The sequence below is a fragment of the Bacillus sp. RHFS10 genome (genome assembly GCF_016757475.1).
In the GTDB taxonomy this organism is placed as follows: Bacteria; Bacillota; Bacilli; order Bacillales; family Bacillaceae; genus Bacillus; species Bacillus subtilis_G.
Genome location: NZ_JAESPO010000005.1, coordinates 87,753 through 113,224 on the forward strand (window position 1 = coordinate 87,753; position 25,472 = coordinate 113,224).

Genomic DNA, 25,472 nt, shown 5'->3' on the forward strand with positions numbered 1-25,472 from the left:
GAATGACTTGAAATGAAATGGGGATTAGTCGTGCTTGCCGCCGTTTTCGAAGTTGTTTGGGTGGTAGGCTTAAAGCATGCTGACTCAGCTTTAACATGGAGCGGCACTGCCGTCGGCATCATAGTCAGCTTTTATCTTTTAATGAAAGCGACAAACAGTCTGCCTGTCGGCACCGTGTACGCCGTCTTTACCGGGCTCGGGACGGCAGGAACAGTGCTGAGTGAAATCATTCTGTTTCATGAGCCGGTTGGATGGCCGAAGCTTTTGTTAATCGGTGTGCTCTTAATTGGTGTGATCGGATTGAAGCTTGTGACACCGGATGAGACAGAGGAAAAAGGAGGCGAGGCATAATGCTGCACTGGATCAGTTTATTGTGCGCGGGCTGTTTGGAGATGGCCGGCGTGGCCCTTATGAATCAATATGCGAAAGAAAAAAGCGTGAAATGGGTGCTGTTGATCATTGTTGGTTTTGCCGCTTCATTTTCCTTACTGTCGTATGCCATGGAAACCATTCCGATGGGCACGGCTTACGCTGTCTGGACAGGCATTGGCACAGCCGGCGGTGCGCTTATCGGCATCCTCTTTTACAAGGAGCCGAAAGACGCCAAACGGATCTTCTTTATCTCTTTGATTTTATGCTCAGCGGTTGGATTAAAAATGATGTCATAAATTGATTTTTATCAAATCTTCAGTATAATGGATAAATAGTTTAGACTTACAAAGATAAGAGGGATTATTCATGAAATCATATATGACCCAGCGGTTAAACGAATACCGTGACGGAAATGAGGATAAAGGGCGTCTTTTGGTCAGCTGTCCCGATCAGCCGGGTATCGTCTCGGCGGTTTCCGCGTTTTTATTTGAACACGGCGCCAATATTATAGAATCCAACCAATATACGACAGACCCTGAAGGTGGCCGCTTCTTCCTGAGAATCGAATTCGACTGCGCGGACATTCGCGAGAAAAAAGAAACACTGCAGGAGGCGTTTGCCTCTACAGCGGAAAACTTCGACATGACATGGAGCTTAACATTGGCAAGCGAGCTGAAGCGTGTCGCCATTTTTGTTTCAAAGGAACTTCACTGCCTGCATGAGCTGATTTGGGAATGGCAAACCGGCAACCTGATGGCGGAAATCGCTGTTGTCATCAGCAACCATGAGGATGCGAGAGAGCTGGTAGAGCGGCTGAACATTCCATTCCACTATATGAAAGCGAACAAAGACATCAGAGCGGAAGTCGAAAAGAAGCAGCTTGAGCTGCTTGAGCAATACGAGATTGACGTAATTGTTCTCGCTCGCTATATGCAGATCTTAACACCTGACTTTGTTTCGGCTCATCCGAATCGCATCATCAATATCCACCATTCGTTCCTGCCTGCTTTTATCGGTGCGAATCCGTACAAACGGGCTTACGAGCGCGGCGTGAAACTGATTGGAGCGACATCTCACTATGTCACAAACGATCTTGACGAAGGGCCGATCATTGAACAGGATATTGAGCGTGTGGACCACCGGGACAATGCGGAAGCGCTGAAAAACATCGGCAGAACAATAGAACGCAGCGTGCTTGCGCGTGCTGTGAAATGGCATTTGGAAGACCGCGTCATCGTTCATGAAAATAAAACAATCGTCTTTAACTAGACTGCAAAATGCCCGCGCTATGCGGGCATTTTTTGGTGACGAAAACTTGACAAGAGACTTTTTTCTTTGCATAATATAAAAAAATCATTGAGCGTTGAAGAGGATTAGTAAGCAGACCTTTCTGTGACAGAGAGCAAAATGAATCGCTGAAACATTTTGCCGCATGAAACCTGCCGAACCTGCCTTGGAGTCTTAGGGGGAAAACCTAGGCGCATAACCTGGCGTTACAGGAGAGCGGAGCGTGCATAAGCGCGTTCAATCAAGGTGGCACCACGGAAACCCATTTCGTCCTTATGAATCAGGATTGAATGGGTTTTTTTATTGTAAGTTGGCTGGCGAAGAGCCTCGGAGGAGAATAAATGAAAAAACAAAGAATAGTAGTGAAAATAGGAAGCAGTTCGCTCACGAATAGCAACGGAAGCATTGATGAGGCGAAAATCAGAGAGCATGTTCAGGCTATTTCCTTGTTGAAGAAAGCGGGACATGAAATGATTCTAATTACCTCGGGAGCCGTAGCGGCGGGGTTTTCCAGCCTCGGTTATCCGTCCCGCCCCGTTACCATTAAAGGAAAACAGGCGGCGGCCGCGGTCGGACAAACACTGTTAATGCAGCAATATATGAATCAATTCAACCAATACTCACTGACTCCGGGACAGATCCTTTTAACGAGAAATGATTTTTCGAAAAGAGAACGGTATCGAAACGCGTATGCAACGATGATGGAATTACTGGAGCGCGGCGTCATTCCGATTATCAATGAAAACGACTCTACATCTGTTGAAGAATTGACATTCGGGGATAATGACATGCTTTCTGCGTTAGTCAGCGGATTGATTCATGCGGACCAGCTCATGATTCTCACTGATATCAACGGTCTGTATGATGCCAATCCGAATGAAAATCCTGAGGCGAAACGATTTGATGATTTGCCTGAGATCACGCCCGAATTGCTGGGGTATGCCGGTTCAGCCGGATCAAAGGTCGGCACCGGCGGTATGAAATCAAAGCTGTTAGCCGCACAAACCGCGCTGTCTCTTGGCGTGAAAGTGTTCATTGGAACAGGCAGCGGAGAGCAAAAGCTTGCGGACATTTTGGACGGCAGGGGAGATGGCACTTATATCGGAGACAAAGAACTGTCCTCGGTTAACAACACGAGACAGTGGATTCAGTTCCACTCGCCGATAGCAGGAGAAATCGTGATTGATGCGGGTGCCGAGGAGGCGATGATCCATAACGGAAGCAGCCTGTTGCCGGCTGGCGTAGTGGGTGTAAATGGAAGTTTTCCAAAAGGGGCGGTCGTAGAAGTCCGGGGGCCGGGCGGCGTGATCGGAAAAGGCCAAACGCATTACTCCTCCGAGGAGATTGTGGCGGCCAAAGGCAAACGCAGTGATGAACTTGATTTTGAGAAAACGTTTGAGGTGATCCACAGGAATGACTGGGTCAATTTAAAAGACTAGGAGGCGGAAAAATGAGTGAAGTTTCTGTAAAAGCGAAGCTGGCAAACGAAGCAGCAGCGGAACTGATCATGAAAACAACGGCTGAAAAAAATGAGGCGCTCAGCCTCATTGCAAACGGGCTCCGACATGAAAAGGATTTTCTCTTAGCCGAAAATGCGAAAGACATTGAGAACGGAAAGAACAATGGCTTAACATCTGATATCATTGATCGCCTGACACTGGATGAGAAACGCATTGGTGATATAGCGGACGCAGTAGAGCTTTTAATTGATTTGGCAGATCCGGTCGGTGAATCACTTGAAACAATTGAAAAGGAGAACGGCCTGCTTATCGAAAAAATCCGTGTTCCGCTTGGTGTGGTCGGAATGATCTATGAAGCGAGACCGAACGTTACAGTCGATGCGGCAACCCTCTGCTTAAAAACGGGAAACGCGGTTGTCCTGCGGGGGAGCTCCTCAGCCATTCACAGCAACAAAGCCCTCGTCAGTGTCATTCACAGAGCGCTTGAGCAGTCTCCGCTTCCAATTGACGCCGTACAGCTGATTGAGGATACGAGCAGAGAAACGGCAAAAGAACTCTTTACGTTAAATGATGGCTTAGACGTATTAATCCCGCGCGGAGGCAAAAAGCTGATCGATCTCGTTGTGAGAGAATCAACTGTGCCCGTGTTAGAAACCGGAGCAGGAAACTGCCATATTTTCATTGACGAGACTGCCAAACCGCAAATGGCGGAAAAGGTTGTCGTAAACGCGAAAACACAGCGCCCTTCTGTGTGTAATGCAATTGAATCATTGCTGATTCACAAGGCGTGGGCGGAGAAGCACGGGAAAGAATTGCTTGCCCAACTGGAAAAAGCGGGAGTTGACATTCGCGGTGATGAATTTGTGTGTGAACTTCATCCTTCAAGCAAACAAGCGTCGGAAGAAGATTGGGAGACAGAATTTTTAGCGCCTGTCCTCAGCATAAAGACGATTGACAATGTCCAAGAAGCTGTGAAGCATATCCAACAATACGGCACCAATCATTCAGAAGCGATTTTAACTGAAGATGATAAGAATGCGGTTTATTTTCAAACGGCTGTCGACGCTGCTGCGGTCTATCATAATGCGTCAACCCGTTTTACCGACGGCTTTGAATTTGGCTACGGAGCTGAAATCGGCATCAGTACGCAAAAGCTACATGCAAGAGGGCCGATGGGGCTTCCTGCACTGACTTCTACTAAATACGTCATTAAAGGAACAGGGCAAATCCGCGAATAGCGGGAGCAAAGTTCAATGAAAAAGCTTATCTCACACCGGGATAAGTTTTTTTTGTGCGCTGAAAAATTGACACCACAAATTATATTGTGTACAATTTAATTGTATAAAATATATATTGGGGGAATGGAAAATGAGCCAGCCATTATTTACAGCTACTGTTTCAGCGGTAGGAGGAAGAGAAGGAAAGGTAATTTCATCAGACCGCGTTCTTGAGCTTGATGTCGCAATGCCGGGGACACCGAGAGCAAATAAATTAGAAAAAGCGACAAATCCGGAGCAGCTGTTTGCAGCAGGTTACGCAGCTTGCTTTGACAGCGCGCTGCAGCTGGTAGCAAGAACAGAACGAGTGAAAGTGGAAACAGAGGTTACAGCGCATGTCAGCCTGTTAAAGGATGAAGCGGATCAAGGCTACAAGCTGGGTGTGACGCTTCAGGTGAAAGGGATAGGAATCAGTGCATCAGAATTACAGGCACTTGTGCAAAAAGCGCACGGCGTCTGCCCGTATTCAAAAGCAACTTCCGGAAATATCGATGTTACGCTTAAAGTAGCTGAATAAACGAAAAAGAGGATGCCTCATAAAAGGCATCCTCAATTTTTTTGATGAAGTGTTTCCAGCAATGTATATAGAGCGGATTTTAACAGTTTCAGTTCCTCCCCGGACTGCTTTGAGAGCCCCAGGATCGTTCCCGGAATGTCAGCCGCTTTTTCTTTTAATAACGCTCCGTCCTCTGTCAGGCTGATCAGCACGGACCGCTCATCCTCTTCAGACCTTTTTCTTGTAATCAAATCCTGCTGTTCCATTCGCTTTAGCATCGGAGTGAGCGTCCCCGAATCTAAATACAGCAGCTCACCCATTTTTTTGACAGTAAGCGTTTCGTGTTCCCATAACAATAGCAAGGCCAAATATTGAGGGTACGTCACATTCAGCTTGTCAAGCAGCGGCTTGTATTGCTTTGTCATTTCCCGCGAACTTGCATATAGCAAAAAACAAAGCTGATTCTCCAATTTCATATGGTCAAATTCATTTTCCATCTTGTTCACCAACTCTTTCCGTCATTCCATTCTATTGTATCTGAAAAACGCTACTTTTCCTATTCTCGGCAAACATAGCATGTTTAAAAAGTTCAGAATGGGAAATATAACAACTAGATCGAAATAAGGAGGATGAGAATGATGGCACTATTTACAGCAAAAGCAACCGCGCGCGGCGGACGGGCAGGACATATTACATCAGATGACGGTGTTCTTGATTTTGATATTGTAATGCCTAATGCAAAAAAAGAAGGACAAACCGGCACAAACCCGGAACAGCTCTTTGCGGCAGGATATGCTGCGTGCTTCGGCGGCGCGCTCGAACACGTGGCCAAAGAGCAAAATGTTACCATTGATTCCGAAATTGAAGGCCAGGTCAGCCTTATGAAGGATGAGAGCGACGACGGGTTTAAAATCGGCGTCACACTTGTGGTGAACACGAAAGATTTGGATCGAGACAAGGCACAGGAGCTTGTTAATGCTGCTCATGAATTCTGTCCTTATTCAAAGGCTACGAGAGGAAATATTGAGGTAACGTTAGAATTAAAATAATGACCGGCATCCTGAGGATTCTCAGGATGTTTTTTTATGCGGAAGCATGCGAGGCGGGCATGAACTTTTCGAAGTGTGAATACATGTAGTATAGGTGAATTCAGACTAGAGAAAAGGTGAGTACATGAAAAGACCAAAGCTGTCCGTCTGTATGATTGTGAAAAATGAAGAACGCCATATCGCCCGCTGTTTAGAGAGTGTGCAGCATATAGCTGATGAAATCATTGTGGTTGATATGGGATCAAGCGATCGGACGGAAGACATTTGCAAAAGCTTTCATGCCCAAGTGTATCATCATATATGGGAACAGAACTTTTCACAAGCGAGAAATATTAGTTTACAGCATGCCAAGGGAGAGTGGATATTGATCTTGGATGCCGACGAAGAACTAGACCCGGAAACGGGCAGCCTATTGCCTTCGCTGCTGACTGACAGCCTGCCGTCTCTCGGTTGCGTGAAGATCGTGAATTATACAGGAAAGCAATGGGTTGAAAATGAAGCGTTTGAACAAAGGCAGATCAGGCTGATCCGGAATCAGCGAAACATAACATTTACGGGAAGTATCGGCGAGAGACCTGAGGGAGAAGAAGCAAGCAGCACTTTCTCGCTGCCATGTACCATTCACCATTACGGCTATTTAGAGCAGGAGGCACAGCAAAAGCATCAACGCAACATCAGTTTATTAAATGCAGCATTGCTGATATCCTCTGCTGAGCCATCTCTCATTTGTCAGAAAGCAGCTGAGTATGACAGAGGAAACGAACCTGATAAAGCCTTCCGGCTGGCAATGGATTGTATCAATGAATGTAAAAGAAAAAAGCAAATTCCGCCGCCAGCTAGCTATTATGTAAAGTATAAATTATTAATTGAAGCAGAACGGTACGAAGAAGCGGAACAGGATATCCATGAAGCGCTGGGGCATTATCCGGATTACTGCACCCTTCACTATTATAAAGGAATCATTATGTATCAGCTGAAAAAAATCAGAGAAGCGATCACAGCGTTTGAGGCTTGCCTGCAAACCGATAATGAACATCATCTGTACGTACAGGTGAAGGGAGCAGCCGATTTTAGATCAAGCTGCTGGCTCGGTGTCTGCCATGCTGAATTGCGTCAGCATATGACTGCTGTTTTGTATTTGCAAAAAGCGCTGAAAGCAAACCCGAAGTGCGCGCGTGCACAGGAGCTTCTCAGCGAATTAACAAAGGATCAGGCCGCACATGCCTGATCCTTTAATATTCTTTTTTATTGTCAAAAGCAAGCCATGCCTGAAACGGGGATAAATGCTCCGTCAGAGTCACTTGATAAAAGGGGATTGTTCTTTCTTCAGCAGGTTTAAGAATTTCTTTATAAATGAATGAATCATCAAATCCAGCTTCGGCGGCGTCTGTATGCTCCGCTGCATAGAAAACAGCTTTCGGCCGGGCCCAGTAGATGGCGCCTAGGCACATGGGGCATGGCTCGCAGCTCGTATACAAAATGCAGTCATCCAGCTGGTATGTTCCAAGCGCCTTGCAGGCGTTTCGAATAGCCGTCACTTCCGCGTGGGCAGTCGGATCATTGCTTGTTGTGACGCTGTTCTGCCCCTTGGCAATAATGGCTCCGTCTTTCACAATAACAGCACCGAAAGGCCCGCCAACTCCTGCGTTCACTCCTTCGCGAGCAAGGTCGACAGCCCGTTTTAAGAACGTTTCATGATTCATCCTAAACCCTCCTGTCAATTGAGTGTTATCAGTATAGCCGAAAACAAGTGCAAAGAACATTCTCAAAAAAGTGCAAAATAAACAAAATATTTGGGGGATTTGCTAAGATAAGAGGAGAAAAGTGGAGGGGTGATCATGCTGCATTTATATATTGCCAGGCACGGACAGACTCAATGGAATGTGGAAAAACGGATGCAGGGCTGGCTGGATTCTGATTTAACAGAACTTGGACTGTACAACGCCCGCGCTCTTGGGAAGCGTCTGAAGGATGTTGAATTGAATCAGGTTTACATCAGCCCGAGCAAGCGGACAGAAGAGACGGCAAAAGCTATACTGGGATCTCGCCGGCCCCCGTTGGTTAAAGATCATATGTTCAGAGAAATGTCACTAGGCTCATGGGAAGGGAAAAAACAAGAGGATATTGAAAGAAGCGAACCTGATCTTTTTCATGCTTATTTACATCATCCCGAAGCTTATCGCCAGCCGGGATGTGAAACATTTTTTGATCTTGAAAACCGGGGAAGGCTGGCTCTCCAAGCGATTTTAGACAGCCATTCTTCCGGCAATATTCTCTTGGTTACCCATTCTGTCTTTATATTAATGCTGTTAAATATCATAAAGGGAAGACGCGTTAATGACATATGGAATTCTGCTTACATACATGATACATCATTGAGCCTTGTGGAATTTGATGAAAATGGAACAGCCAAAATAGTAGTAGAAGGGGACGGGAAGCATCGGAAACCGATTCCCGCTTTCTAATAGAAAAACCATCTGCCAAAGGCAGATGGTTTCTATCTTACTTATACAAGCTGTGTTTGTTTAGCTCTTGCCTGCTTCGCTGCCTCAACCATATTTTTTAAGGCTGCAACCGTCTCTTCCTGTTGTCTTGTTTTCAATCCGCAGTCTGGATTTACCCAGAAGCGGTCAGTCGGACAGACGGCAAGCGCATCCACGATAATGTCGTACATTTCTTCAATTGACGGCACTCGAGGGCTGTGAATGTCATATACACCAAGGCCGAGCCCTTTCAAATACGGATGGTCTTTTAAGTAATCTAAAAATCCTCCGTGGCTTCTGCTGTGTTCGATTGTAATCACATCGGCATCAAGATCATTGATCGTATCGACAATGTCTTCGAAGTTGCTGTAGCACATATGTGTATGAATTTGCGTCTCGTTTTTCACGGAAGAAGTGGTTAATCTGAATGCTTCAGCCGCCCAAGTCAAATACTCATTCCAATCGCGGGTTTTCAATGGAAGGCCTTCTCGCAGCGCTGGCTCATCGACTTGAATGATTTGAATGCCTGCGTCCTCAAGCGCTTTTACTTCTTTGCGAAGGGCGAGCCCGATTTGGAAGGCGATATCTTTTCTCGAAATGTCGTTTCGAGGGAAAGACCAGTTTAAGATTGTAACTGGGCCGGTCAGCATTCCTTTCACATGCTTGGATGTCAATGACTGTGCATATAACGTGTCTTTCACTGTCATCGGTTCAATAAATTCAACATCTCCGTAAATGACTGGCGGGCGGACACAGCGTGAGCCGTATGATTGAACCCATGCGTATTTTGTGAAGGCAAAGCCGGCCAGCTTCTCACCGAAGTATTCGACCATGTCTGTCCGTTCAAATTCACCGTGAACAAGGACATCAAGTTCCAATTCTTCCTGAATATCAATCCATCGTTTTGTTTCTGCATTGATAAAGTTTTGATACTGTTCATCAGACCACTCATTTTTCCGCCATTTTTGGCGTGCGCTCCGCACTTCAGCAGACTGCGGGAAGCTTCCGATCGTAGTCGTCGGCAAAAGCGGAAGGCCGAGAGATTCATTTTGCAGGGCTAAACGTTCTTCAAACGGAATCGGGCGTTTGAAGTCTTTATCGGTTAATTGCTCAAGCTCTTTCTTCTGTTCGGAATTCGCGCCTGTTGCAAACTGTTTGAGCGCCTGAATATCCGTTTTAGCCTGCTGAATGTGTTCGCTGATCGCCGCTTTTCCTGATACTAAGCCTTCTTTCAAAGATGTCAGCTCGGCTAGTTTTTCTTTTGCGTACGATAATCCGTTCAGCAGATCCTTTTCCAAATGCTCGTCAGGGTGCTTCGCTACCGGAACGTGCAGCAGGCTGCTGGAAGGCTGAATCCACAGTTCATCCACTTTTGCAATGCTGAGAATATCAAGAACGGCATCGAGACGTTCTTCGAGATCCGATTTCCAAATGTTGCGTCCGTCGATCACGCCGGCTGCCAGCACTTTGTCTGCTGGAAAGCCGTGTGTTTTCAGCTGTTCCAGGTTTCTGCCCTTATCGTGAACGAAATCAAGGCCAATTCCCTGCACTGGGTAAGAGATGAGCTCTTCGTAAGCATCAACAGAATCAAAATACGTTTGCAACAGCACATTCAAGGATGAAAGTTCACTTGTGATGTTTTCAAATAATTCTTTTGCGCCGCGGACATCTTCGCTAGAGGCTGTAACAAGCGCCGGCTCATCGATTTGAACCCATTTTACGCCTTCTTCTTCAAGTTCTTTCAAAAGCTGTACATATAACGGCACAAGACGTTTTTGGATCGCTTTTGCTTCAGACGGTTCATAGCCTTTAGCAAGCGTAACGAACGTATAAGGGCCGACAATCACAGGTTTTGTTTCAACGCCGTATTCCTGTTTGATCCGGCGGTAATCTGTGAGCTGTTTGTTTCTTGTCAGGCGGAATTCAATGCTTTCGTCATATTCAGGAACGATGTAATGGTAATTTGTATTAAACCATTTTGTCATTTCACTAGATACGGCGTCTTTTATTCCGCGGGCGATAGCGAAGTATGTATCGGTAGCGTCAGTCAAATGTCTGAATCGTTTCGGAATCCAGTTGAAGCTGATTGCTGTGTCGAGTACATGGTCATACTGTGTGAAATCAGAAACTGGCACAACATCAATCTGCTGGTCGATTTGTGTTTTTACTGCGGATAAAAAGAGGTCGTCGATTTGCTTTAAAAACGTATCTTTATCAGTGCTGCCTTTCCAATACGCTTCAAGCGCTTTTTTCCATTCTCTGTTCAGTCCGATTCTTGGAAATCCTAAATTCGATGTTTTGATGGTTGTCATTGTTTCTCCTCCTTTTTATGTAAAACACTCTCGTTAACCCGCGGATACAGGCTGCTAAGAGGTTTTCTCACAACAAAAAGCCTCTTTCCCATGAGAGAAAGAGGCTTTTCTGCGTAAAACACTGCCTCTCTCATCTCTCAGACACAATCTGATGGAATTAGCACCGTGCCTTATGAGACATCAGTCTCGGCGCGAAAAGCAGTGCGCCCCATTTCACAATGGAATTACGGTCGGTTGCTGTTGGGGTCAAAAGGCCAATCCCTCGCCCAACTCTCGATAAGAGAAAATATTATTAATTTTTTGAAAAGTTGAATCATTTGTTGGTAATCTTAACAGTAATTCAAATTTGTTGTCAACATAGAATTTGAAATTTTATTTACTATATGTGGTTTATGTTATATAAGAAAAATAATTTTATAGGGTCATCAAATGTGATTGCGCTGCTCTTTCTGCCAGCTCATCAGGAGCGGTTAAATACAGGAATCCATTACCTGCCAGCGTTTTTGCAATATCGAGAGGGAGTGTTCTGCGGACCAGCTGTGCATAAACTTCAGTTTCAGAAAGCTTTCGTTGAAATGATTCTTCTTCATAGCTTTTGATTAAAGCAAGCGCTCCGCTGACATGAGGGGCAGCCATTGAAGTGCCGGTAAGCTTACCGTACTTCTTGTTAGGAAGGGTGGACACTATATTTTCTCCCGGTGCCACAAGATCAATCTCTTTATTAGCGTTAGAAAATTCTGATAATTCACGCGCTACGGAAACAGATCCAACCGCGATCACTTCATTATAAGCCGCAGGATAGGAAAGCTCTTCTGTTCGTTCGTTTCCGTCACCTTCATTTCCCGCTGCGCAAACGACAAGCACTCCGTTTTTGACGGCGTTTTTCACCGCTTCTTCAAGCTCCGGCACATCGTTCGGTCCGCCAAGGGACATCGAGATGATATCGGCTTTCTGTTCCACAGCGTAGTTAATGCCGTTAATAATCCATTCATATTGGCCGCTGCCGTTTGCACCGCCAAGAACCTTCACAATCAATAGGCTTGCCTCAGGCGCGACCCCGGCAATGCCGCCGTTTGAATCGTTAGCTGCAATCGTTCCGGCGACGTGTGTGCCGTGTCCGTTGTAGTCGGAAATCACATCTTCCTTGCCACCGTCATCATCCGTGAAGTTCTTTCCGCCGATGACTTGGTTTTTTAAATCAGGATGGCTTATGTCGCAGCCCGTGTCCAATACAGCAATTTTCACATTTTTTCCTTTTACCCCTTTTGCCCATATTTCTGGCGCCTTAATCACTTTAATGCCATCAGGAAGCTCGTTTACATCCATGATCTGCTCATTCGTCACATACGGGATCAAGCGGATTTCACCATTCATAAAAAAGCCCTCCTTTTTTATGCTTGCAAGTGGATACAAGGATGTTGCTTCACATTATATGAAAAAAGCAACCGCTCGGACAGAGCCATTTGAAGCATTTTGAAAAAATAGGATACAACCCAAAGAATTAGTAATTTTCAAAATATTGGATGGCTTCAGCTTGTATGACTGGGATTCAGCTGTCAGTCAAGTTATAATAGTGTTTGGGGAAAGGAGTAGTGTGATGAAACTGAATGAAAAATTATATGCATTTTTTTCAGAGTATGTGGAACAAATGGCTGATGAATGGATTGAAACGATGGAAGAAAGCGATCCGAATTCGATTTATGCCTTACATAATGCATCTGTAACGGAAGAATTGAAAGAACAGGACAGAGAATTTTACCGGCATCTGAATGACATGTATGTTTTACCGGAAAAACAATTTCTCGAAGAATTTCAAGTGTGGGTCATTGAGCTGACGAACGATCAAAAGCATCTCGACACTCCGGTTCAGTATGTGATTCGGGAGTTTATGAGAAACCGGAGATTATATACGACGTATTTTGAGAAGTTCGCAGAAGAAAATGAGTCGGCGTTTGAACCGGGAGAGAAACAAAAATGGGCTGATTTGATTGTAAAAGTCTTTGATTTTACCATTTATACATTTGTCGATCACGCTGAAGCGAATGCCAAACAGCAATTAAACGCTCAGAGAGAAATGATATTGGAATTAAGCTCGCCTGTCATCACCTTGAGCAAATCAACAGCTCTGCTACCGCTTGTCGGTGACATTGATACCGAACGGGCAAAGTTCATTCTGGAAAACACGCTTCATGCTTGTGCAAAAAGACGCGTGGAGCATCTGTTAATCGATCTATCAGGTGTGGTGGTGGTTGATACGATGGTGGCGCACCAAATCTTTAAATTGATTGAGGCGCTCACTTTAATCGGTGTCAGGTCAACCCTGTCAGGAATCAGGCCTGAAATTGCGCAAACCGCTGTACAGCTGGGGATTGATTTTTCGAATATTACAATTAAAACCAATCTTGCCCAGGCATTAAACTATCATCAATAAGAAAAAAATCCGCTATCAACCGATAGCGGATTTTTATGAGGCAAAACATAGGGATACGAGTAAAGATCCTGCGAATAACAAGAGAACGAGGCAAAGGAACAGCCAATCGCGGCGGTTTACGGTCAGTGTCCGGTAATATGTCCGGTTTCTGCTTCCTGTAAAACCTTTCGATTCCATCGCAAGCGCTGTCCGTTCCGCTTTTCTGATGGCGCTTGCCAATAGCGGGATGGTATACCGCTTTAGCACGCTGATTTTCTCAATGAAGCCGCTCTCCGCCGCTCCTCCTCTGATTTTATGAGCCTGTTGGATCAGCTGGATTTCATCCTTTAATAGCGGAAGAAAACGAAAGCCTGCAATGACCCCATATGCGAGCTTTGGTGAGAGCTTGCATTGCTGGACAAGGCTCAGCATAAATAAAATCGGATCGGTCGTAAAAACAAACATCATCGATAAGGCGGAAAAGCACAAAATACGAAACCCGAGAGAAATGCCGACAGAGACATTATCGCTGTTGATTGAGATAGGGCCGGCTTGAAACAAGAAATTAGTTGGAGTTGTCGGGACCTTGCCAAAAACAGCGGCTGTCCATACGCATCCGAATGCCAAAATCAAAAACGGAATCGTAAACAAAAACCATTTTTTCAAGGGGATTCTGGCCGCCAATAGGACACCGGCAACGATGATGATATAAAAACACGCAGGGGTGTAAGGATTGTAAATAAACGACAGCATGACGACACAGCAAAAAACCGCCGCCGCTTTCACTGCCGGATTAATGAGATGTAACGGCTGCTTCATCACGCACCTCCTCTTGGCGGGCCATCCATTCATATAGAAGGGGAAGGGTGAGCTTTGCTTTTTTGACAAGCCCTTTTTCCTGAGAAAATAACTGCGCTGGAGATCCGTCAAAAGCCAGGTTCGTATCGTGCAGGACAAGGACGCTGTCGGCATAACAAGAGACAAGCTCCATATCGTGCGTAATCATAAGGACAGCGGTTCCTTCTTCCTTGATACGCTGAATCATGTCCATGCATTCAGCCGCCGTGCGGGCGTCCTGGCCAAAGGTTGGTTCGTCTAATAATAAAACCTTTACATTATGCATGAGCATGGTAGCGACGCTCAGGCGCCGTTTTTGCCCTTGGCTGATCGCAAACGGATGATGATCAGCCAAATGCGCAAGACTGAAACGATCCAGCAGATGCTGCGCTTTTTCCTTAGTTTCAGCATTTACTTTTTGGCCGAACATCAGCTCGTCATACACCGTATCGGTGACGAACTGATGCTCCGGGTTTTGAAAAACAAATCCCAATCGTTTTCGCAGTTCTTTTTCTTTATATGACTGCAGCGGCTGATCATATAGAAGAATCTTGCCGCTTTGCGGCTTCATAAGACGTGCTAGAACAGATAAAAGCGTCGATTTTCCAGTGCCGTTCGGGCCGACAAGCGCCGTCAAAGAGCTTTCGTGCAATGAAAAGCTCAGGTCTTTGAAAATCGTCTGATGTCCTCGTGCGAATGAAAGGCCGCTGACTTCCAGCACACTCTTTCCATAAGGAGCTTCTTTCTTTTCTGCATACTCGGCAGGAAAAGGCTCTTTGAACAGCGTTTCCTTTGATAAAGTAAACTGCATATTCCGCTTTTTCTGCAGATCAGACACTTTTGGAATCGCGATGCCCATTTGCTTTAGGGTTGCCGCTTCGTGCTGAAATAGATCTTGTGTTCGGCCATCCAGCGCTTTTTTTCCTGCTTTGTCCAGCACGATCGTTCTTTCAACCCAAGGCGTCCAGTCATCAAGCTGATGTTCAATCACAAGGAGGCTGAAGCCTTTATCACGCTGAAGATCTTTCATCATATGAACGAACTCCCTCGCTGAATAAGGATCTAGAAGAGAAGTCGGCTCGTCTAACATAATGAGCTCGGGCTCCATCGCTAAAATACAGGCGAGCGCAACTTTCTGCTTTTGTCCTCCTGACAGAGTGGATATTGTTTTTTCTTTTAAATGAGCAATACGTAATTTTTCTAAAACGGCATCGATCTTCTCCGTCATCTCTTCTTTCGGAATCTGCAGATTTTCCAGCCCGAAAGCGATTTCGTCCTCCACCGTCAGCATGCAAAACTGCTGATCGGGGTCCTGAAAGACGACCCCGGCATACTGGGCTACCGTTTCGGAGGCTCCAGGGTCTGTGACCGGCTTTTCAAGTAAAAATACATGCCCCGACTGTGTGCCGTCGCAAGCCTCCGGGTAGAGGCCGTTTAAACAAAGGGCGAGCGAGCTTTTTCCGCACCCGCTCGGTCCTAGCAATAAAGCGCATTCTCCTTTTTGAAGCTCAAACGAAATGTTTTGAAAAACCGGTTTCTCGTCTTCTTCATAAGAGAAACTGAGCCTGTCAACCGTGAGGAGCTTATCAAAGGCTTGCATGTTCTGATACCCGTTTCCGTTTCTTTTTCAGTTCCTTTCCGAGTGCCATTCCGTTTAGCACGCCCGTATACGCGAGAGAGTCGCTGACAGCTTTCCCGAGAAGTCCCGCAAGAAGTGCGCCGGAAGCAAGACGGATCATAAGCAAAATGAGAAGATAACCTGGTGAATAGGCAATATAGCCAGAAACAAATAGATTATAGATAAAGCTGGCTACTGAAGATCCCATTCCTGCCAGCATAAGTACAGGCAGAGAGTATGCTTTCCAGCGCGTCGCGAGAAATACAGCTTCAGCTCCGAGACCTTGAACGATGCCGATGACGATGACCATCGGGCCAGATGGATTTCCCAGCAGGCATTCAACGAGAGCGGCTATGACTTCAGAAACAAGCGCCGCTCCGGGTTTTCGAATAATGTACGCGGCGATGATGGAAACGATAAACCAAATACCGTAAATCGGTTCATAAGCGATTGGACCGAACATACCTGCAAGTACGTTTCCAAAATGCGTAAATAATAAATAAACCACGGCAAAAACGATACTGATAACGGACATAATGACAATTTCTTTTACTTTCCAGCTTTTCATTTTATCCCTGCTTTCTGTTTTTTCTAGATGGACTGTTAGCTGAAACATTCACAGTCATGGTTACGTGCTTTGTTTGCTTTCCAGCCATACGTAAAACGGCTTCCAATGTCCTGAATACGTCATGCGCATCCCCGTCAAGCTCACTCGCGTAATGGACACCCTGTACGAAGGTGCCTTCTGCTTTCGCAATGTCGACAGCTTCCATGATCAACTCCATATAATCCGGCTCATTCATTGGATAAAGGGCAAATTGGCATGGCGCTTCCGCGTTCAGGCTCCGGACAGCATCTTCATTGACACGATTATCGTCTGCGGAAAGATATGTATCTTCTTGTGTGTCGCCCGGGCATCCGATGGAAAACGTGCCGTTCATGACGATGTGTTTTTCGCTGTTTGCCGCGTTAAGATAAATGGCTTTGGCTGCATCGAATACATGATCAGCTGATCCTCGTAAGACTGTGCTGATATGGTCGGTTTTCGTCCAAACCTTAGATGTGTCGGTTTTTTTCAGTGCGGACTTGATCACATTGATAAAATCATCTGTCATCGGATATAAAGAGAACCGAAAACCGGCGATTCTGCTTGTACCGCATATTTGCTCCATTTCTTTCACCCCTTGTTTTTTGGTAAAATAAAAAACTGCATATTCTAAGGGAATATGCAGTAAGAGATCGATTAAGCGCACAAAAAATACACCATTCGGTCAACCTGCACTTCCCCACGCTGGTATTATCCAGATCGGGTCATAAGGGATCAAAACGCGTTACTCCCGCGCTTTATCTCAGCCAAAACAGCACCCCTAGTGCTTTCCGTATACAATTTTTTATGTTGACATCATAATAGATGATAAGAATCATTTTGTAAACCAAGAAATTATTTTTTTCATATCGAGACAGGAGAGAGTGATCGGATTTGGAAAAAGGACACATATTAATTGTGGAAGATGAAGAAAAAATCGCCAGAGTGCTTCAGCTTGAATTGGAGTATGAAGGTTACAGCGTTACCATGAAACACAATGGTACGGAAGGGCTGAATGCGGCAGCGGAAGGCGGGTATACCTTGGTGCTTCTTGATGTTATGCTTCCGGGACTTAGCGGCCTGGAGGTGCTGCGCCGCTTGAGAAAAACGGATTCGCAAACACCTGTCATTTTATTAACGGCGCGCGACAGTGTGCCTGATAAGGTAACTGGACTGGACATCGGTGCCAATGACTATGTCACAAAGCCGTTTGAAATTGAAGAATTACTTGCCAGAATCAGGGCGGCACTGCGCCAAAACGGGACAAAAACAAAAGATATTGACACCTTTCTTACTTATGACGACTTACGGGTGAATGAAAAAACACGTGAAGTGAGACGCGGAGACAAAGAGGTGGAATTAACGCCGCGGGAATTTGATTTGCTCGTCTATATGCTGAAGCATCCGCAGCAAGTGCTGACACGGGAGCAGATTTTAAGCTCAGTATGGGGATTTGATTATATGGGTGATACAAATGTCGTGGACGTCTACATCAGATACATCAGAAAAAAGTTGGATTATCCTTACGAAAAACAGCTGATCCATACGATTCGCGGGGTTGGCTATGCCATTAAGGGGTAAAAAATGAAGCTAAAGACCAAGATTCATCTATACACATCACTATCGCTGTTACTGTTATTAATTCTGGTCCATACCGCGGTCTATCTTATTTTTTCATCCGCCCTTACATCAAAGGATGCGGCCCGGCTTGCAGATGAGACCAGTAACATCGCCGAAGCATTGCATACTGCTGAAACAGAAGGAGTGGCTTTGCAGGACATGCTGCAGGCCTATCTTCCGGCAAACGGCATGGTCCGTGTTGTGAATGGAGATCAAAAAGCTGTGATGACCATAACAAAAGAAAAAGCGTATAAAGAATTCCCTCTCGCTTTTCATAGCGGTGAAACTGCAGATGTAAGGAAACATGACGGCAAACTGTTTGCTGAAGCTGCTGTTCCGGTTATTTGGACCGATGGGCAAGTGGTATCTCTTCAGCTGGTTGAAAGGCTGGAGAACACAGAAGAGAGTCTGTTTCTGCTGAAAATCATCTTAATCGCTGCGAGTGCCGCTGTCTGTATCGCTTCTTTTTTTGCGGGAAGCTTGCTCGCCCGCCGGATCATCAATCCGATCAGGCGATTAATGATGACGATGAAAGACATACAGCGGGAGAAAGCATTCAAAACGATTTCCTTGGAAGGACAGTCCCACGACGAGTTATATCAGATGGGGCTGACGTTTAATGAGATGGCGATGATGCTGAAAGAGCATTACGATAAACAGCAGCAATTCGTTCAAGATGCTTCACACGAATTGAAAACCCCGCTCACAATTATAGAAAGCTACAGCAGCCTGATGAAGCGATGGGGGGCAAAAAAGCCGGAAGTGCTTGAGGAATCGATAGAAGCTATTTATTCAGAAGCGCTGCATATGAAAAAACTGACCAATCAGCTTCTGATGTTGGCCAAAAACCGCGAAGGCCTTGAGCTTGATCTGAAAACAATCGATCTGGTTGAAGTGTCGCGCACTGTCATGCAAACGCTCCAGCCTGTCTATCAGCGTGACATTTTTCTTGAAACAGATAAGGAGAGCCTGTTTGTAATAGCTGATGAAGAACGCATCAAGCAGCTGCTGACCATTTTGCTCGATAATGCCATTAAATATAGTGAAAAAGCCATTGTGATGACAGCCGGAACGAGGAATGGGCTGCCGTTTCTGTCAGTAAGGGATGAAGGCATCGGAATACCTGAGGAGCATATCCCGCACCTGTTCGAACGGTTCTACCGAGCGGATGAGGCACGAAACAGAAAAACAGGCGGAACGGGTTTAGGCCTTTCCATTGCCAAGCAAATCGCCGATGAGCACGGCCTTGAGCTGTCTGTAAAAAGTACGCCGGAACAAGGAACAGCTGTCACCATGGAATTCAGAGAACAGAATGGGGGAGGCTGATGAACAAATCAATCAAAGCAATATCTGCTGCAGCGGCGGTTTTAGCCATCATCATCTGTGCGGTTCTTATCATTCGGCAAACCCATGAAGATGTAATGTCAAAGGAGGCTGTCGTAAAAAAAGTCGAAGCCTCTTATGAAGGCGAGATCACGAATGTAACACAATCAAAGGATAAAAAAACATATGATATGACCCTTGAAAATCCAAAGGGAACTTATTTTATAAAAGCTGATGCAAAATCGGCTGACATTCTTTCGATGAACAGAATTAAAGCGATGAATCCATCTGTCATGACAGAAAAAGAAGCCGAGCAACTCGCACTTGAGCGGGTCCCGGGAACCGTCAAAAAACAAACACATCAGAATCGTGTTGCCACATATACCATTCAAAAAAAAGACGGAAAAACATACGAAGTGAAGGTAGACATGCAGGCAAAAGCAGTTGTGTCTGCTGACCAAATCAGCGGTAAAGATCAACCCAAAACACCGATTACGGAAAACGAAGCGAAAACCATTGCAGAGAGAGAAACGAGCGGGACGGCGGATGACGCAGATCTCGAAGAAAGTGGGGGCACTCTCATCTTTGAAGTGGATGTTGATCTTCCGGATGATAAAGAAGCGACAGTGAAAATCAATGCCTACACCGGAAAAGTTGCGAACATTGTGTATGAAGACTGACGTTTTCTCATCAAATTCTTATCTTTCTCTCGTTTTCCTTTCATATTGAGTATGTAAACTGAACTCATACAAAAACAAAGGAGGAATCACATATGCTTAAGAAACGATGGATGGTTGGTCTTTTAGCAGGATGTTTAGCGGCTGGCGGATTCAGCTACAACGCGTTTGCGAAAGAAAACAATGATAACATACAGACTGCCGCTTCCAAGACTGGTGCACTCACTGAACAGGAAGCAGAATCAATTGCCAAAACGGTTGTTGACGGCACAGTGGAAGACATCGACAGAGATATTTACAACGGCAAAGAAGTCTATGAAGTAGAGATTGAAAAAGACGGTGAAGACTACGGCGTATATGTAGATATTAAGACAAGACAAGCGCTTAATGACCCGTTAAAGGAGAAAGCAGAACAAGTCGCTATAACAAAAGAAGAAGCTGAAGAAATGGCCTTAAAGCAAACGAATGGAACCGTAACAGAAAGCAAGCTTGATGAAGACGATGGTGCTTACATCTATGAAATTGAAATCAAAACGAAACAAGGCACTGAGGCGGAATTTGACATTTCCGCAAAGGATGGACGTATCATCAAGCAGGAGATAGACGACTAATCAAAACCCCGCTAGAGCGGGGTTTTCAGCGTGTCGACAAACCGTTGCATTCGTTGTCAGTCCTGCGCGTTGGTACTTACGAATTTCTACATTCCAATCCTCGCCCTTCTTAGACTTCAAGGGTTTTCAATCAGCAGAAATGATGACAAAACCCTAAAACTTAAGCCGTTTTAGGAAACCCCCGCATATCAGCGGGGGTTTTTTCATGATAAGAAGCCTTCATTTGGACAATCTAAATAGAAAAGGAGGCGAAACACATGGAAAAGAAAGAGGAGCAATACATCAATCAAGCTGAATATGTCCCTCATCCGACAAAAGAAGGAGAATATGCTTTATTTCTTCATGAAACATATCATTTGCTCTCGGAAGATGATGAAACGCAAACAACAGAATAAGGGCGTAGGCCCTTGTTTTGTTCCGTTATTGTGATGAAAGCGCATTAATTACTTTTTTGAGTTGACACAGCTTGTTTTTTTCTGTAATCTCAGTGTGTCAATTCAATTATGAACTTCGTTAGGTGAGGCTCCTGTATGGAGATACGCTGCTGCCCAAAAATGTCCAAAGACGCCAATGGGTCAACAGAAATCATCGACATAAGGTGATTTTTAACGCAGCTGGATGATTGCTCCTATGCCATACAGTGCTAAAGCTCTACGATTGAAGGCGCCCGCACGCTTTTTTGCCGTGTTTCTTTCTCCTTCAATCCCGAAGGCTTTTTTTATGCCTTTAAAACGAATCTTATCAAAGGAGGTGCGGAGTATGGATTCTCCCCATTCGAGTCAATCTGAAGAAGTACCCATATACTATGACAGCAAGACAATTGATTACACGGTGAGGAGACGATCTGCCGCACCTTCAGGCGAGGCCGGCACGTCTCCGTAGAGGAGGTACGAGTCCTTATGGTTCAAAACATGACCTATGACGAACTCATTTTACGCATCATTATTTTATTGCGAGACGGTAAGATTAAGGATTTCAGAAGCGTTATTGATGAGCTTCAGCCCTATGATATGGCATTTATTTTCAAAGAAATGCCGGAAAAACACCGCGCCCGCTATTTATCTTATTTAACTGTAGATGATATCACGGATATGATCGGGGAGCTGGAGCGCGAATTTCAGCTTGCCGTCTTAAATAAAGTCGGAAAAACAAAAGCAACACTTGCGATGAACAAAATGGACAACGATGACCTCGCGCAATTGCTTGAAGAAATGGATGAAGAACTGAAGGAACAGCTTTTGTCCAGCATGGAAGCGTCAGAGTCAAAAGCGGTACAGCTTTTGATGAACTATCCGGCCGACTCAGCGGGACGCATGATGACAAACCGGTTTGTGTGGATTCCTCAGCATTACACGGTAAAAGACGCGGTCGTCAAATTAAAAAGCTTTGCTGAAATAGCTGAATCGATCAACTACTTATATGTCATCAATGAAAGCAAACAGCTGGTGGGCGTGCTATCCTACCGTGATTTGATTTTGGGCGAACCTGAAGAAAAGGTGCAGGATTTAATGTTTACCCGCGTCATATCAGCAGACGCTCTTCAGGATCAGGAAGAAGTTGCCCGTCTGATTGAACGTTACGATTTCTTGGCGATCCCGGTTGTGGAAGAAAACAATGTTCTTGTCGGCATTGTAACAGTCGATGATATTATCGACGTCGTCATTCGGGAAGCTGATGAGGATTACGAAAAATTTGCCGCTTCCGGTAAAGACATCACCTTTGACACAAAGTCTTATGTGGCGGCATACCGACGCCTGCCATGGCTGATTTTGCTCTTGTTTATCGGGCTGATTTCAGGAAGCATTATCAGTTATTTTGAAGATGCGCTGCAGCAGGTTGTCGCGCTGGCATTTTTCATGCCGATGGTGTCAGGGATGACAGGAAATACGGGAACACAATCCCTCGCGGTTGTCATCAGAGGGTTGTCTAAAGAAGAATTGAACAAAAAAACGATTGTACGCCTGATCTTTCGGGAGTTCAGAACAAGTATTTATATCGGAGCGGTTTGTTCTGTGCTGATTGCGATTGTCTCCATCTTATGGCAGGGAAACGCGCTGCTGGGATTTGTTGTCGCTTCTTCACTATTCTTCACTTTAATTATCGGCACAATGTCAGGAACAATTATCCCTATTATTTTGCACAAGCTGAAAGTAGACCCGGCGATTGCTTCAGGACCGCTGATCACAACGTTAAACGATATTTTGTCTTTATTAATTTACTTTGGCATTGCCACTGCATTCATACACTCATTATAAAAGTAAAAAGTCCGTCTCAATTGCGAGTCGGACTTTTATCATTTAACGGTTTTTGTACCGAAAGTGCGCATTAAGCTGCCCCTCCAGCATTTTTTTCCGCACTTGCGGATCGTTTTTTAACATTTGCTCTTTTTTCCGCATATCCTTTAAAATCTCTGCCGTCTGTACGCCGTCTTCACGCTTATTGGCGATATCCATCAGCCGTTCCACATCGGCAAAAGAATATTTTCTCGTTCCCCTTGAAGAACGCTGCGGATAAATGAGTTTTCGTTCCTCATAATACCTGATCTGTCTTACGGACAATCCTGTCAATTCACTCACAATCCCGATTGAAATCACTTTTTTGTCTTTATAAGAATGATCTTCTGTGGCCATTTTTCCACCCCTGGATGTCTTTTGATAATATTATACAAAAAACAAAGAGAAAAAACCTGACGCTTGTTATATTTTCTAACATCAAATAGAAGATTTTTGAAAAAATGCGGAAGAAAAATTAACAAGAATAATGCGTAACACACAAGTGCGTTTTATCCTTTATATAACGATTAACTGAGGAGGAAGGATAATCATGGAGGAAGAAAAAGCGGTCTCACTGGCAAAAGAAATTATAGAGTTGGATATCAAGCGTGATGAAATGCTGGAGACGTTTATGCAGCTCGCTGGAGAACATGCTTTTCAATTATTAAGATCGGTTCAAAACGGACATTACCGAAAATCTTCGTAATTATAAATTCTTTACATTAGATTCATACCACGTGCATTTAAATAGGGTATCTTGTGTATAGGATACCTCATAATGAAGGAGGACGCCATGAGTAATTTATTGAAATCAGCTTTAGAAAAAGAACGAAGCCATTATTCTGAAAAACTCTTTCAAATAGGAGTTTATAATAAAGAAGTCATGAACAAAATGACGATTACTGAACTGCGGAAGGAATACGCATATTTCTTTCGCAGCATTCCAAATGACAAAAAATATCCTTATACAAGATAATGTATAAGGATATTTTTGCTTTCAGAAGGAATTTCTCGAATGATAGCGAATACGTATAGTAAGGGACTGAACTCTTATTATATGTAAGGGTTTTCATTATTTTTTTATAAAAATCCTATATACGAGGTAGATATGATGAGATTATCGTTTAACGAAGAAGAAGTTGAGCGTGCGATGAATTTGTACAGAGTTTTTGCAAGGGCTTTCAAAAGTGTGTCTGAACATAGTATCCGTGACAGCAAAGAGCATGGCTTTAATCCCACTGAATTTGCTGTATTGGAGCTCCTCTACACAAGAGGCCCGCAAAAATTACAGCAAATTGGGTCGAGACTTCTGCTAGTGAGCGGAAACGTCACATATGTCATTGACAAATTAGAAAGAAACGGGTTTTTAGTAAGGGAGCAGGACCCGAAAGATAAACGCTCCGTTTACGCGCATTTAACTGACAAGGGCAATGAGTATTTGGATAAAATTTATCCGATTCATGCACTGCGTATTGCGAGAGCGTTTTCAGGCCTGTCACCTGATGAACAGGATCAGCTGATCGTCCTGCTGAAGAAAGCAGGCATTCACAGCCAGCATTTGCTGTTTCGTTAACGATTCTACACTCTCTGTGTCAGGGAGTGTTTTTTTGTTTCATATCATCCTTTTTAACACATCTTCAATCTTCCGATCGGAGATTTCGGCAAGATATCCATTGACATGTTTTTCATATTCTTTCATCTTTTTATTCGATTGGAAAAATGCCGCCATACGCTCCTCTGCTTTCTGCATCCCCCAATTTCTCATATCTGTGACAAGTTTCCGTTCCTTTAGAAGGTTCAAATTCATTTCCTCCTGGCCCGGCAGCGCATGATAAATAAATACCGGAAGCCGTTTCTGTAAGCATTCGCTGATCGTCACGCCTCCTGGTTTTGTCATAATGCCTGACGCCTGTTCGTATAAACGGTTCATCTCTGCTTTGCTGTGAAGGTAGGGAATCGCCTCAATAAAAGGATGGCGTAAACTTTTGACATAGCAGTAGAGCTTTTCGTTTTGGCCGCATAATATTTTGTATAAGATGTTTCCTCCTGGCGACAGATCCTGAACCCATTTTAAAATCCCCCCGACTCCCATACTGCCGCCTGTGATGATGATGGTATATGGCGGATGATGCTGACAGGTGTCTGCTGATCCGGCTTCAAACATTCGGTGAACGGGAATGCCGGTCATGTATATGTTTTTCGGATCGATTCCTTCAGACATGAGCTGTTTCTTAATATCCACAATCGGAGAAAAATGGAAATTAATGTTCTCCCGTCCCCATAATTGATTCACAAAAAAATCAGTATATACATTTACAACCGTCATATTCGGATATTCCGGCTTTAGCCGGTTCAGCAGATAGGAAGGCAGCGCATGTGTGCAGAAGGCGATATCAGGCTGTTTTTCTTTGAGGATGTGCCTCATTTGTTGTGTGAACAGCCATTCGTACATGGGATAGCGTTTATCATTCTGATATCGTCCGCAGGCGAGGAGCCTGTAAATGCCGTTGTACGTTTTCGGGAAATATTGAATCCATTTTAAATAAGCCTCGGAGGACAGTTTTTCTAATCGTTTGTATGCGTGTGAAAAGATATCAATTTTCTCAGATGCGAGTCCTTGAGACTCCAGTTCAGCCTGAAGGGCATTCGCCACATGGTGATGCCCTGTGGAAATGCTTAAAAAAGGAAAAATGAGAATGTTTTTCATGATGGTCCTCCTTAAAAAATATGGTAACTATATTTTGGGGAGAACGTTCACAAAATATAAGGGTGTTTTTGATC

At 44.6% G+C, this 25,472-nt stretch carries 29 protein-coding genes, 1 pseudogene and 3 riboswitches; of the genes and pseudogenes, 20 read left to right on the plus strand and 10 right to left on the minus strand.

The window, feature by feature from the left end:
• Window positions 1-12 precede the first annotated feature (12 nt).
• From ykkC to JMN17_RS16795, 6 genes are all read left to right on the plus strand, one after another.
• The gene (gene ykkC, locus JMN17_RS16770) at window positions 13-351 is read left to right on the plus strand and encodes a multidrug efflux SMR transporter subunit YkkC (protein ID WP_087990933.1); all 339 of its coding nucleotides are present in this window, start codon (window positions 13-15) and stop codon (window positions 349-351) included.
• Entirely contained in the window at window positions 351-668 is a 318-nt protein-coding gene (gene ykkD, locus JMN17_RS16775) for a multidrug efflux SMR transporter subunit YkkD (protein ID WP_202328576.1), read from the plus strand. Before ykkC ends, ykkD begins: the two co-directional genes overlap by 1 nt.
• A 70-nt stretch (window positions 669-738) precedes the next feature.
• Entirely contained in the window at window positions 739-1,641 is a 903-nt protein-coding gene (gene purU, locus JMN17_RS16780; RefSeq protein WP_202328577.1) for a formyltetrahydrofolate deformylase, read from the plus strand.
• 359 nt (window positions 1,642-2,000) lie between these two features.
• Window positions 2,001-3,098 (plus strand): glutamate 5-kinase, encoded by a 1,098-nt coding sequence (gene proB / locus JMN17_RS16785; protein ID WP_087990936.1) that lies wholly within the window; start codon window positions 2,001-2,003, stop codon window positions 3,096-3,098.
• Between the two features lie 11 nt (window positions 3,099-3,109).
• Complete coding sequence (gene proA, locus JMN17_RS16790; RefSeq protein WP_202328578.1) at window positions 3,110-4,357, plus strand: glutamate-5-semialdehyde dehydrogenase; 1,248 nt, start codon at window positions 3,110-3,112, stop codon at window positions 4,355-4,357.
• Window positions 4,358-4,487: 130 nt separating this feature from the next.
• Window positions 4,488-4,913 (plus strand): organic hydroperoxide resistance protein, encoded by a 426-nt coding sequence (locus JMN17_RS16795; RefSeq protein ID WP_202328579.1) that lies wholly within the window; start codon window positions 4,488-4,490, stop codon window positions 4,911-4,913.
• 32 nt (window positions 4,914-4,945) lie between these two features.
• On the opposite strand, the gene ohrR is transcribed toward JMN17_RS16795, so the two are convergent.
• Window positions 4,946-5,389, minus strand: coding sequence for an organic hydroperoxide resistance transcriptional regulator OhrR (ohrR, locus tag JMN17_RS16800; RefSeq protein WP_087990939.1), 444 nt, complete (start codon window positions 5,387-5,389; stop codon window positions 4,946-4,948).
• Between the two features lie 141 nt (window positions 5,390-5,530).
• Here ohrR and JMN17_RS16805 point away from each other — a divergent pair, with 141 nt between their 5' ends.
• On the plus strand, window positions 5,531-5,941 hold the full coding sequence (locus JMN17_RS16805) for an organic hydroperoxide resistance protein (protein WP_087991042.1): 411 nt from the start codon (window positions 5,531-5,533) through the stop codon (window positions 5,939-5,941).
• A 124-nt stretch (window positions 5,942-6,065) separates the two neighbouring features.
• Complete coding sequence (locus JMN17_RS16810) at window positions 6,066-7,169, plus strand: glycosyltransferase family 2 protein (protein ID WP_202328580.1); 1,104 nt, start codon at window positions 6,066-6,068, stop codon at window positions 7,167-7,169.
• Between the two features lie 4 nt (window positions 7,170-7,173).
• Here the strand turns inward: JMN17_RS16810 and JMN17_RS16815 are convergent, their stop codons facing one another.
• Window positions 7,174-7,644, minus strand: coding sequence for a nucleoside deaminase (locus JMN17_RS16815; protein WP_202328581.1), 471 nt, complete (start codon window positions 7,642-7,644; stop codon window positions 7,174-7,176).
• A 135-nt stretch (window positions 7,645-7,779) separates the two neighbouring features.
• Between JMN17_RS16815 and JMN17_RS16820 the strand changes: the two genes are divergently transcribed.
• Complete coding sequence (locus JMN17_RS16820) at window positions 7,780-8,406, plus strand: histidine phosphatase family protein (protein WP_087990942.1); 627 nt, start codon at window positions 7,780-7,782, stop codon at window positions 8,404-8,406.
• Window positions 8,407-8,447: 41 nt separating this feature from the next.
• On the opposite strand, the gene metE is transcribed toward JMN17_RS16820, so the two are convergent.
• Window positions 8,448-10,736, minus strand: a complete 2,289-nt coding sequence (metE, locus tag JMN17_RS16825; RefSeq protein WP_202328582.1) for a 5-methyltetrahydropteroyltriglutamate--homocysteine S-methyltransferase — start codon at window positions 10,734-10,736, stop codon at window positions 8,448-8,450.
• Window positions 10,737-10,863: 127 nt separating this feature from the next.
• A riboswitch (SAM riboswitch) is annotated at window positions 10,864-11,019 on the minus strand.
• Between the two features lie 131 nt (window positions 11,020-11,150).
• Complete coding sequence (gene isp, locus JMN17_RS16830) at window positions 11,151-12,110, minus strand: serine protease Isp (RefSeq protein ID WP_202328583.1); 960 nt, start codon at window positions 12,108-12,110, stop codon at window positions 11,151-11,153.
• Between the two features lie 223 nt (window positions 12,111-12,333).
• On the opposite strand from isp, the gene rsbRB reads away from it, so the two are divergent.
• A complete protein-coding gene (rsbRB, locus tag JMN17_RS16835) occupies window positions 12,334-13,167 on the plus strand; it encodes an RsbT co-antagonist RsbRB (RefSeq protein ID WP_202328584.1) in 834 nt (277 codons plus the stop codon).
• Between the two features lie 33 nt (window positions 13,168-13,200).
• On the opposite strand, the gene thiX is transcribed toward rsbRB, so the two are convergent.
• From thiX to JMN17_RS16855, 4 genes are read right to left on the minus strand one after another with little or no spacing between them, the layout of a single operon-like run.
• Entirely contained in the window at window positions 13,201-13,965 is a 765-nt protein-coding gene (gene thiX, locus JMN17_RS16840; protein ID WP_202328585.1) for an HMP/thiamine ABC transporter permease ThiX, read from the minus strand.
• On the minus strand, window positions 13,940-15,583 hold the full coding sequence (locus JMN17_RS16845; RefSeq protein WP_202328586.1) for an ABC transporter ATP-binding protein: 1,644 nt from the start codon (window positions 15,581-15,583) through the stop codon (window positions 13,940-13,942). Before JMN17_RS16845 ends, thiX begins: the two co-directional genes overlap by 26 nt.
• Window positions 15,570-16,169: an ECF transporter S component gene (locus tag JMN17_RS16850; protein WP_087990948.1), complete on the minus strand. Its 600-nt coding sequence runs from the start codon at window positions 16,167-16,169 to the stop codon at window positions 15,570-15,572. The genes JMN17_RS16845 and JMN17_RS16850 overlap by 14 nt, the downstream gene beginning before the upstream one ends.
• Window position 16,170: 1 nt before the next feature.
• Window positions 16,171-16,773 carry a Ykof family thiamine-binding protein gene (locus JMN17_RS16855; RefSeq protein WP_202328587.1) on the minus strand — a complete coding sequence of 201 codons (603 nt, stop codon included), beginning with the start codon at window positions 16,771-16,773 and terminating at the stop codon, window positions 16,171-16,173.
• A 94-nt stretch (window positions 16,774-16,867) separates the two neighbouring features.
• A riboswitch (TPP riboswitch) is annotated at window positions 16,868-16,980 on the minus strand.
• A gap of 101 nt (window positions 16,981-17,081) precedes the next feature.
• On the opposite strand from JMN17_RS16855, the gene ykoG reads away from it, so the two are divergent.
• The 7 genes from ykoG to mgtE all read left to right on the plus strand — a co-directional run bounded on the left by ykoG (window position 17,082) and on the right by mgtE (window position 22,673).
• Entirely contained in the window at window positions 17,082-17,768 is a 687-nt protein-coding gene (gene ykoG / locus JMN17_RS16860) for a two-component system response regulator YkoG (protein WP_202328588.1), read from the plus strand.
• A gap of 3 nt (window positions 17,769-17,771) precedes the next feature.
• Window positions 17,772-19,133: an ATP-binding protein gene (locus JMN17_RS16865; RefSeq protein WP_202328589.1), complete on the plus strand. Its 1,362-nt coding sequence runs from the start codon at window positions 17,772-17,774 to the stop codon at window positions 19,131-19,133.
• Window positions 19,133-19,810 carry a PepSY domain-containing protein gene (locus tag JMN17_RS16870; RefSeq protein ID WP_087990951.1) on the plus strand — a complete coding sequence of 226 codons (678 nt, stop codon included), beginning with the start codon at window positions 19,133-19,135 and terminating at the stop codon, window positions 19,808-19,810. The genes JMN17_RS16865 and JMN17_RS16870 overlap by 1 nt, the downstream gene beginning before the upstream one ends.
• 92 nt (window positions 19,811-19,902) lie before the next feature.
• Window positions 19,903-20,418, plus strand: coding sequence for a PepSY domain-containing protein (locus tag JMN17_RS16875; RefSeq protein ID WP_202328590.1), 516 nt, complete (start codon window positions 19,903-19,905; stop codon window positions 20,416-20,418).
• Window positions 20,419-20,675: 257 nt separating this feature from the next.
• Complete coding sequence (locus JMN17_RS16880) at window positions 20,676-20,813, plus strand: transcriptional regulator SplA domain-containing protein (protein WP_003218541.1); 138 nt, start codon at window positions 20,676-20,678, stop codon at window positions 20,811-20,813.
• Window positions 20,814-20,920: 107 nt separating this feature from the next.
• Window positions 20,921-21,087: riboswitch (M-box (ykoK) riboswitch) on the plus strand.
• A 90-nt stretch (window positions 21,088-21,177) separates the two neighbouring features.
• On the plus strand, window positions 21,178-21,300 hold the full coding sequence (locus tag JMN17_RS21950; RefSeq protein ID WP_277986989.1) for a hypothetical protein: 123 nt from the start codon (window positions 21,178-21,180) through the stop codon (window positions 21,298-21,300).
• 17 nt (window positions 21,301-21,317) lie between these two features.
• Entirely contained in the window at window positions 21,318-22,673 is a 1,356-nt protein-coding gene (gene mgtE / locus JMN17_RS16885; RefSeq protein WP_087990953.1) for a magnesium transporter, read from the plus strand.
• Between the two features lie 42 nt (window positions 22,674-22,715).
• Here mgtE and tnrA read toward each other — a convergent pair whose 3' ends face one another.
• On the minus strand, window positions 22,716-23,048 hold the full coding sequence (gene tnrA, locus JMN17_RS16890; RefSeq protein ID WP_003218544.1) for a MerR family transcriptional regulator TnrA: 333 nt from the start codon (window positions 23,046-23,048) through the stop codon (window positions 22,716-22,718).
• A 193-nt stretch (window positions 23,049-23,241) separates the two neighbouring features.
• On the opposite strand from tnrA, the gene JMN17_RS16895 reads away from it, so the two are divergent.
• From JMN17_RS16895 to JMN17_RS16905, 3 genes are all read left to right on the plus strand, one after another.
• Complete coding sequence (locus tag JMN17_RS16895) at window positions 23,242-23,397, plus strand: hypothetical protein (protein ID WP_087990954.1); 156 nt, start codon at window positions 23,242-23,244, stop codon at window positions 23,395-23,397.
• Window positions 23,398-23,484: 87 nt separating this feature from the next.
• Window positions 23,485-23,667 (plus strand): stress protein, encoded by a 183-nt coding sequence (locus tag JMN17_RS16900; protein ID WP_202328591.1) that lies wholly within the window; start codon window positions 23,485-23,487, stop codon window positions 23,665-23,667.
• A gap of 132 nt (window positions 23,668-23,799) precedes the next feature.
• The gene (locus JMN17_RS16905) at window positions 23,800-24,264 is read left to right on the plus strand and encodes a MarR family winged helix-turn-helix transcriptional regulator (RefSeq protein WP_003232536.1); all 465 of its coding nucleotides are present in this window, start codon (window positions 23,800-23,802) and stop codon (window positions 24,262-24,264) included.
• A 19-nt stretch (window positions 24,265-24,283) separates the two neighbouring features.
• On the opposite strand, the pseudogene JMN17_RS16910 reads toward JMN17_RS16905, so the two are convergent.
• Window positions 24,284-25,398, minus strand: a pseudogene (locus tag JMN17_RS16910) (MGDG synthase family glycosyltransferase).
• Window positions 25,399-25,472 lie beyond the last annotated feature (74 nt).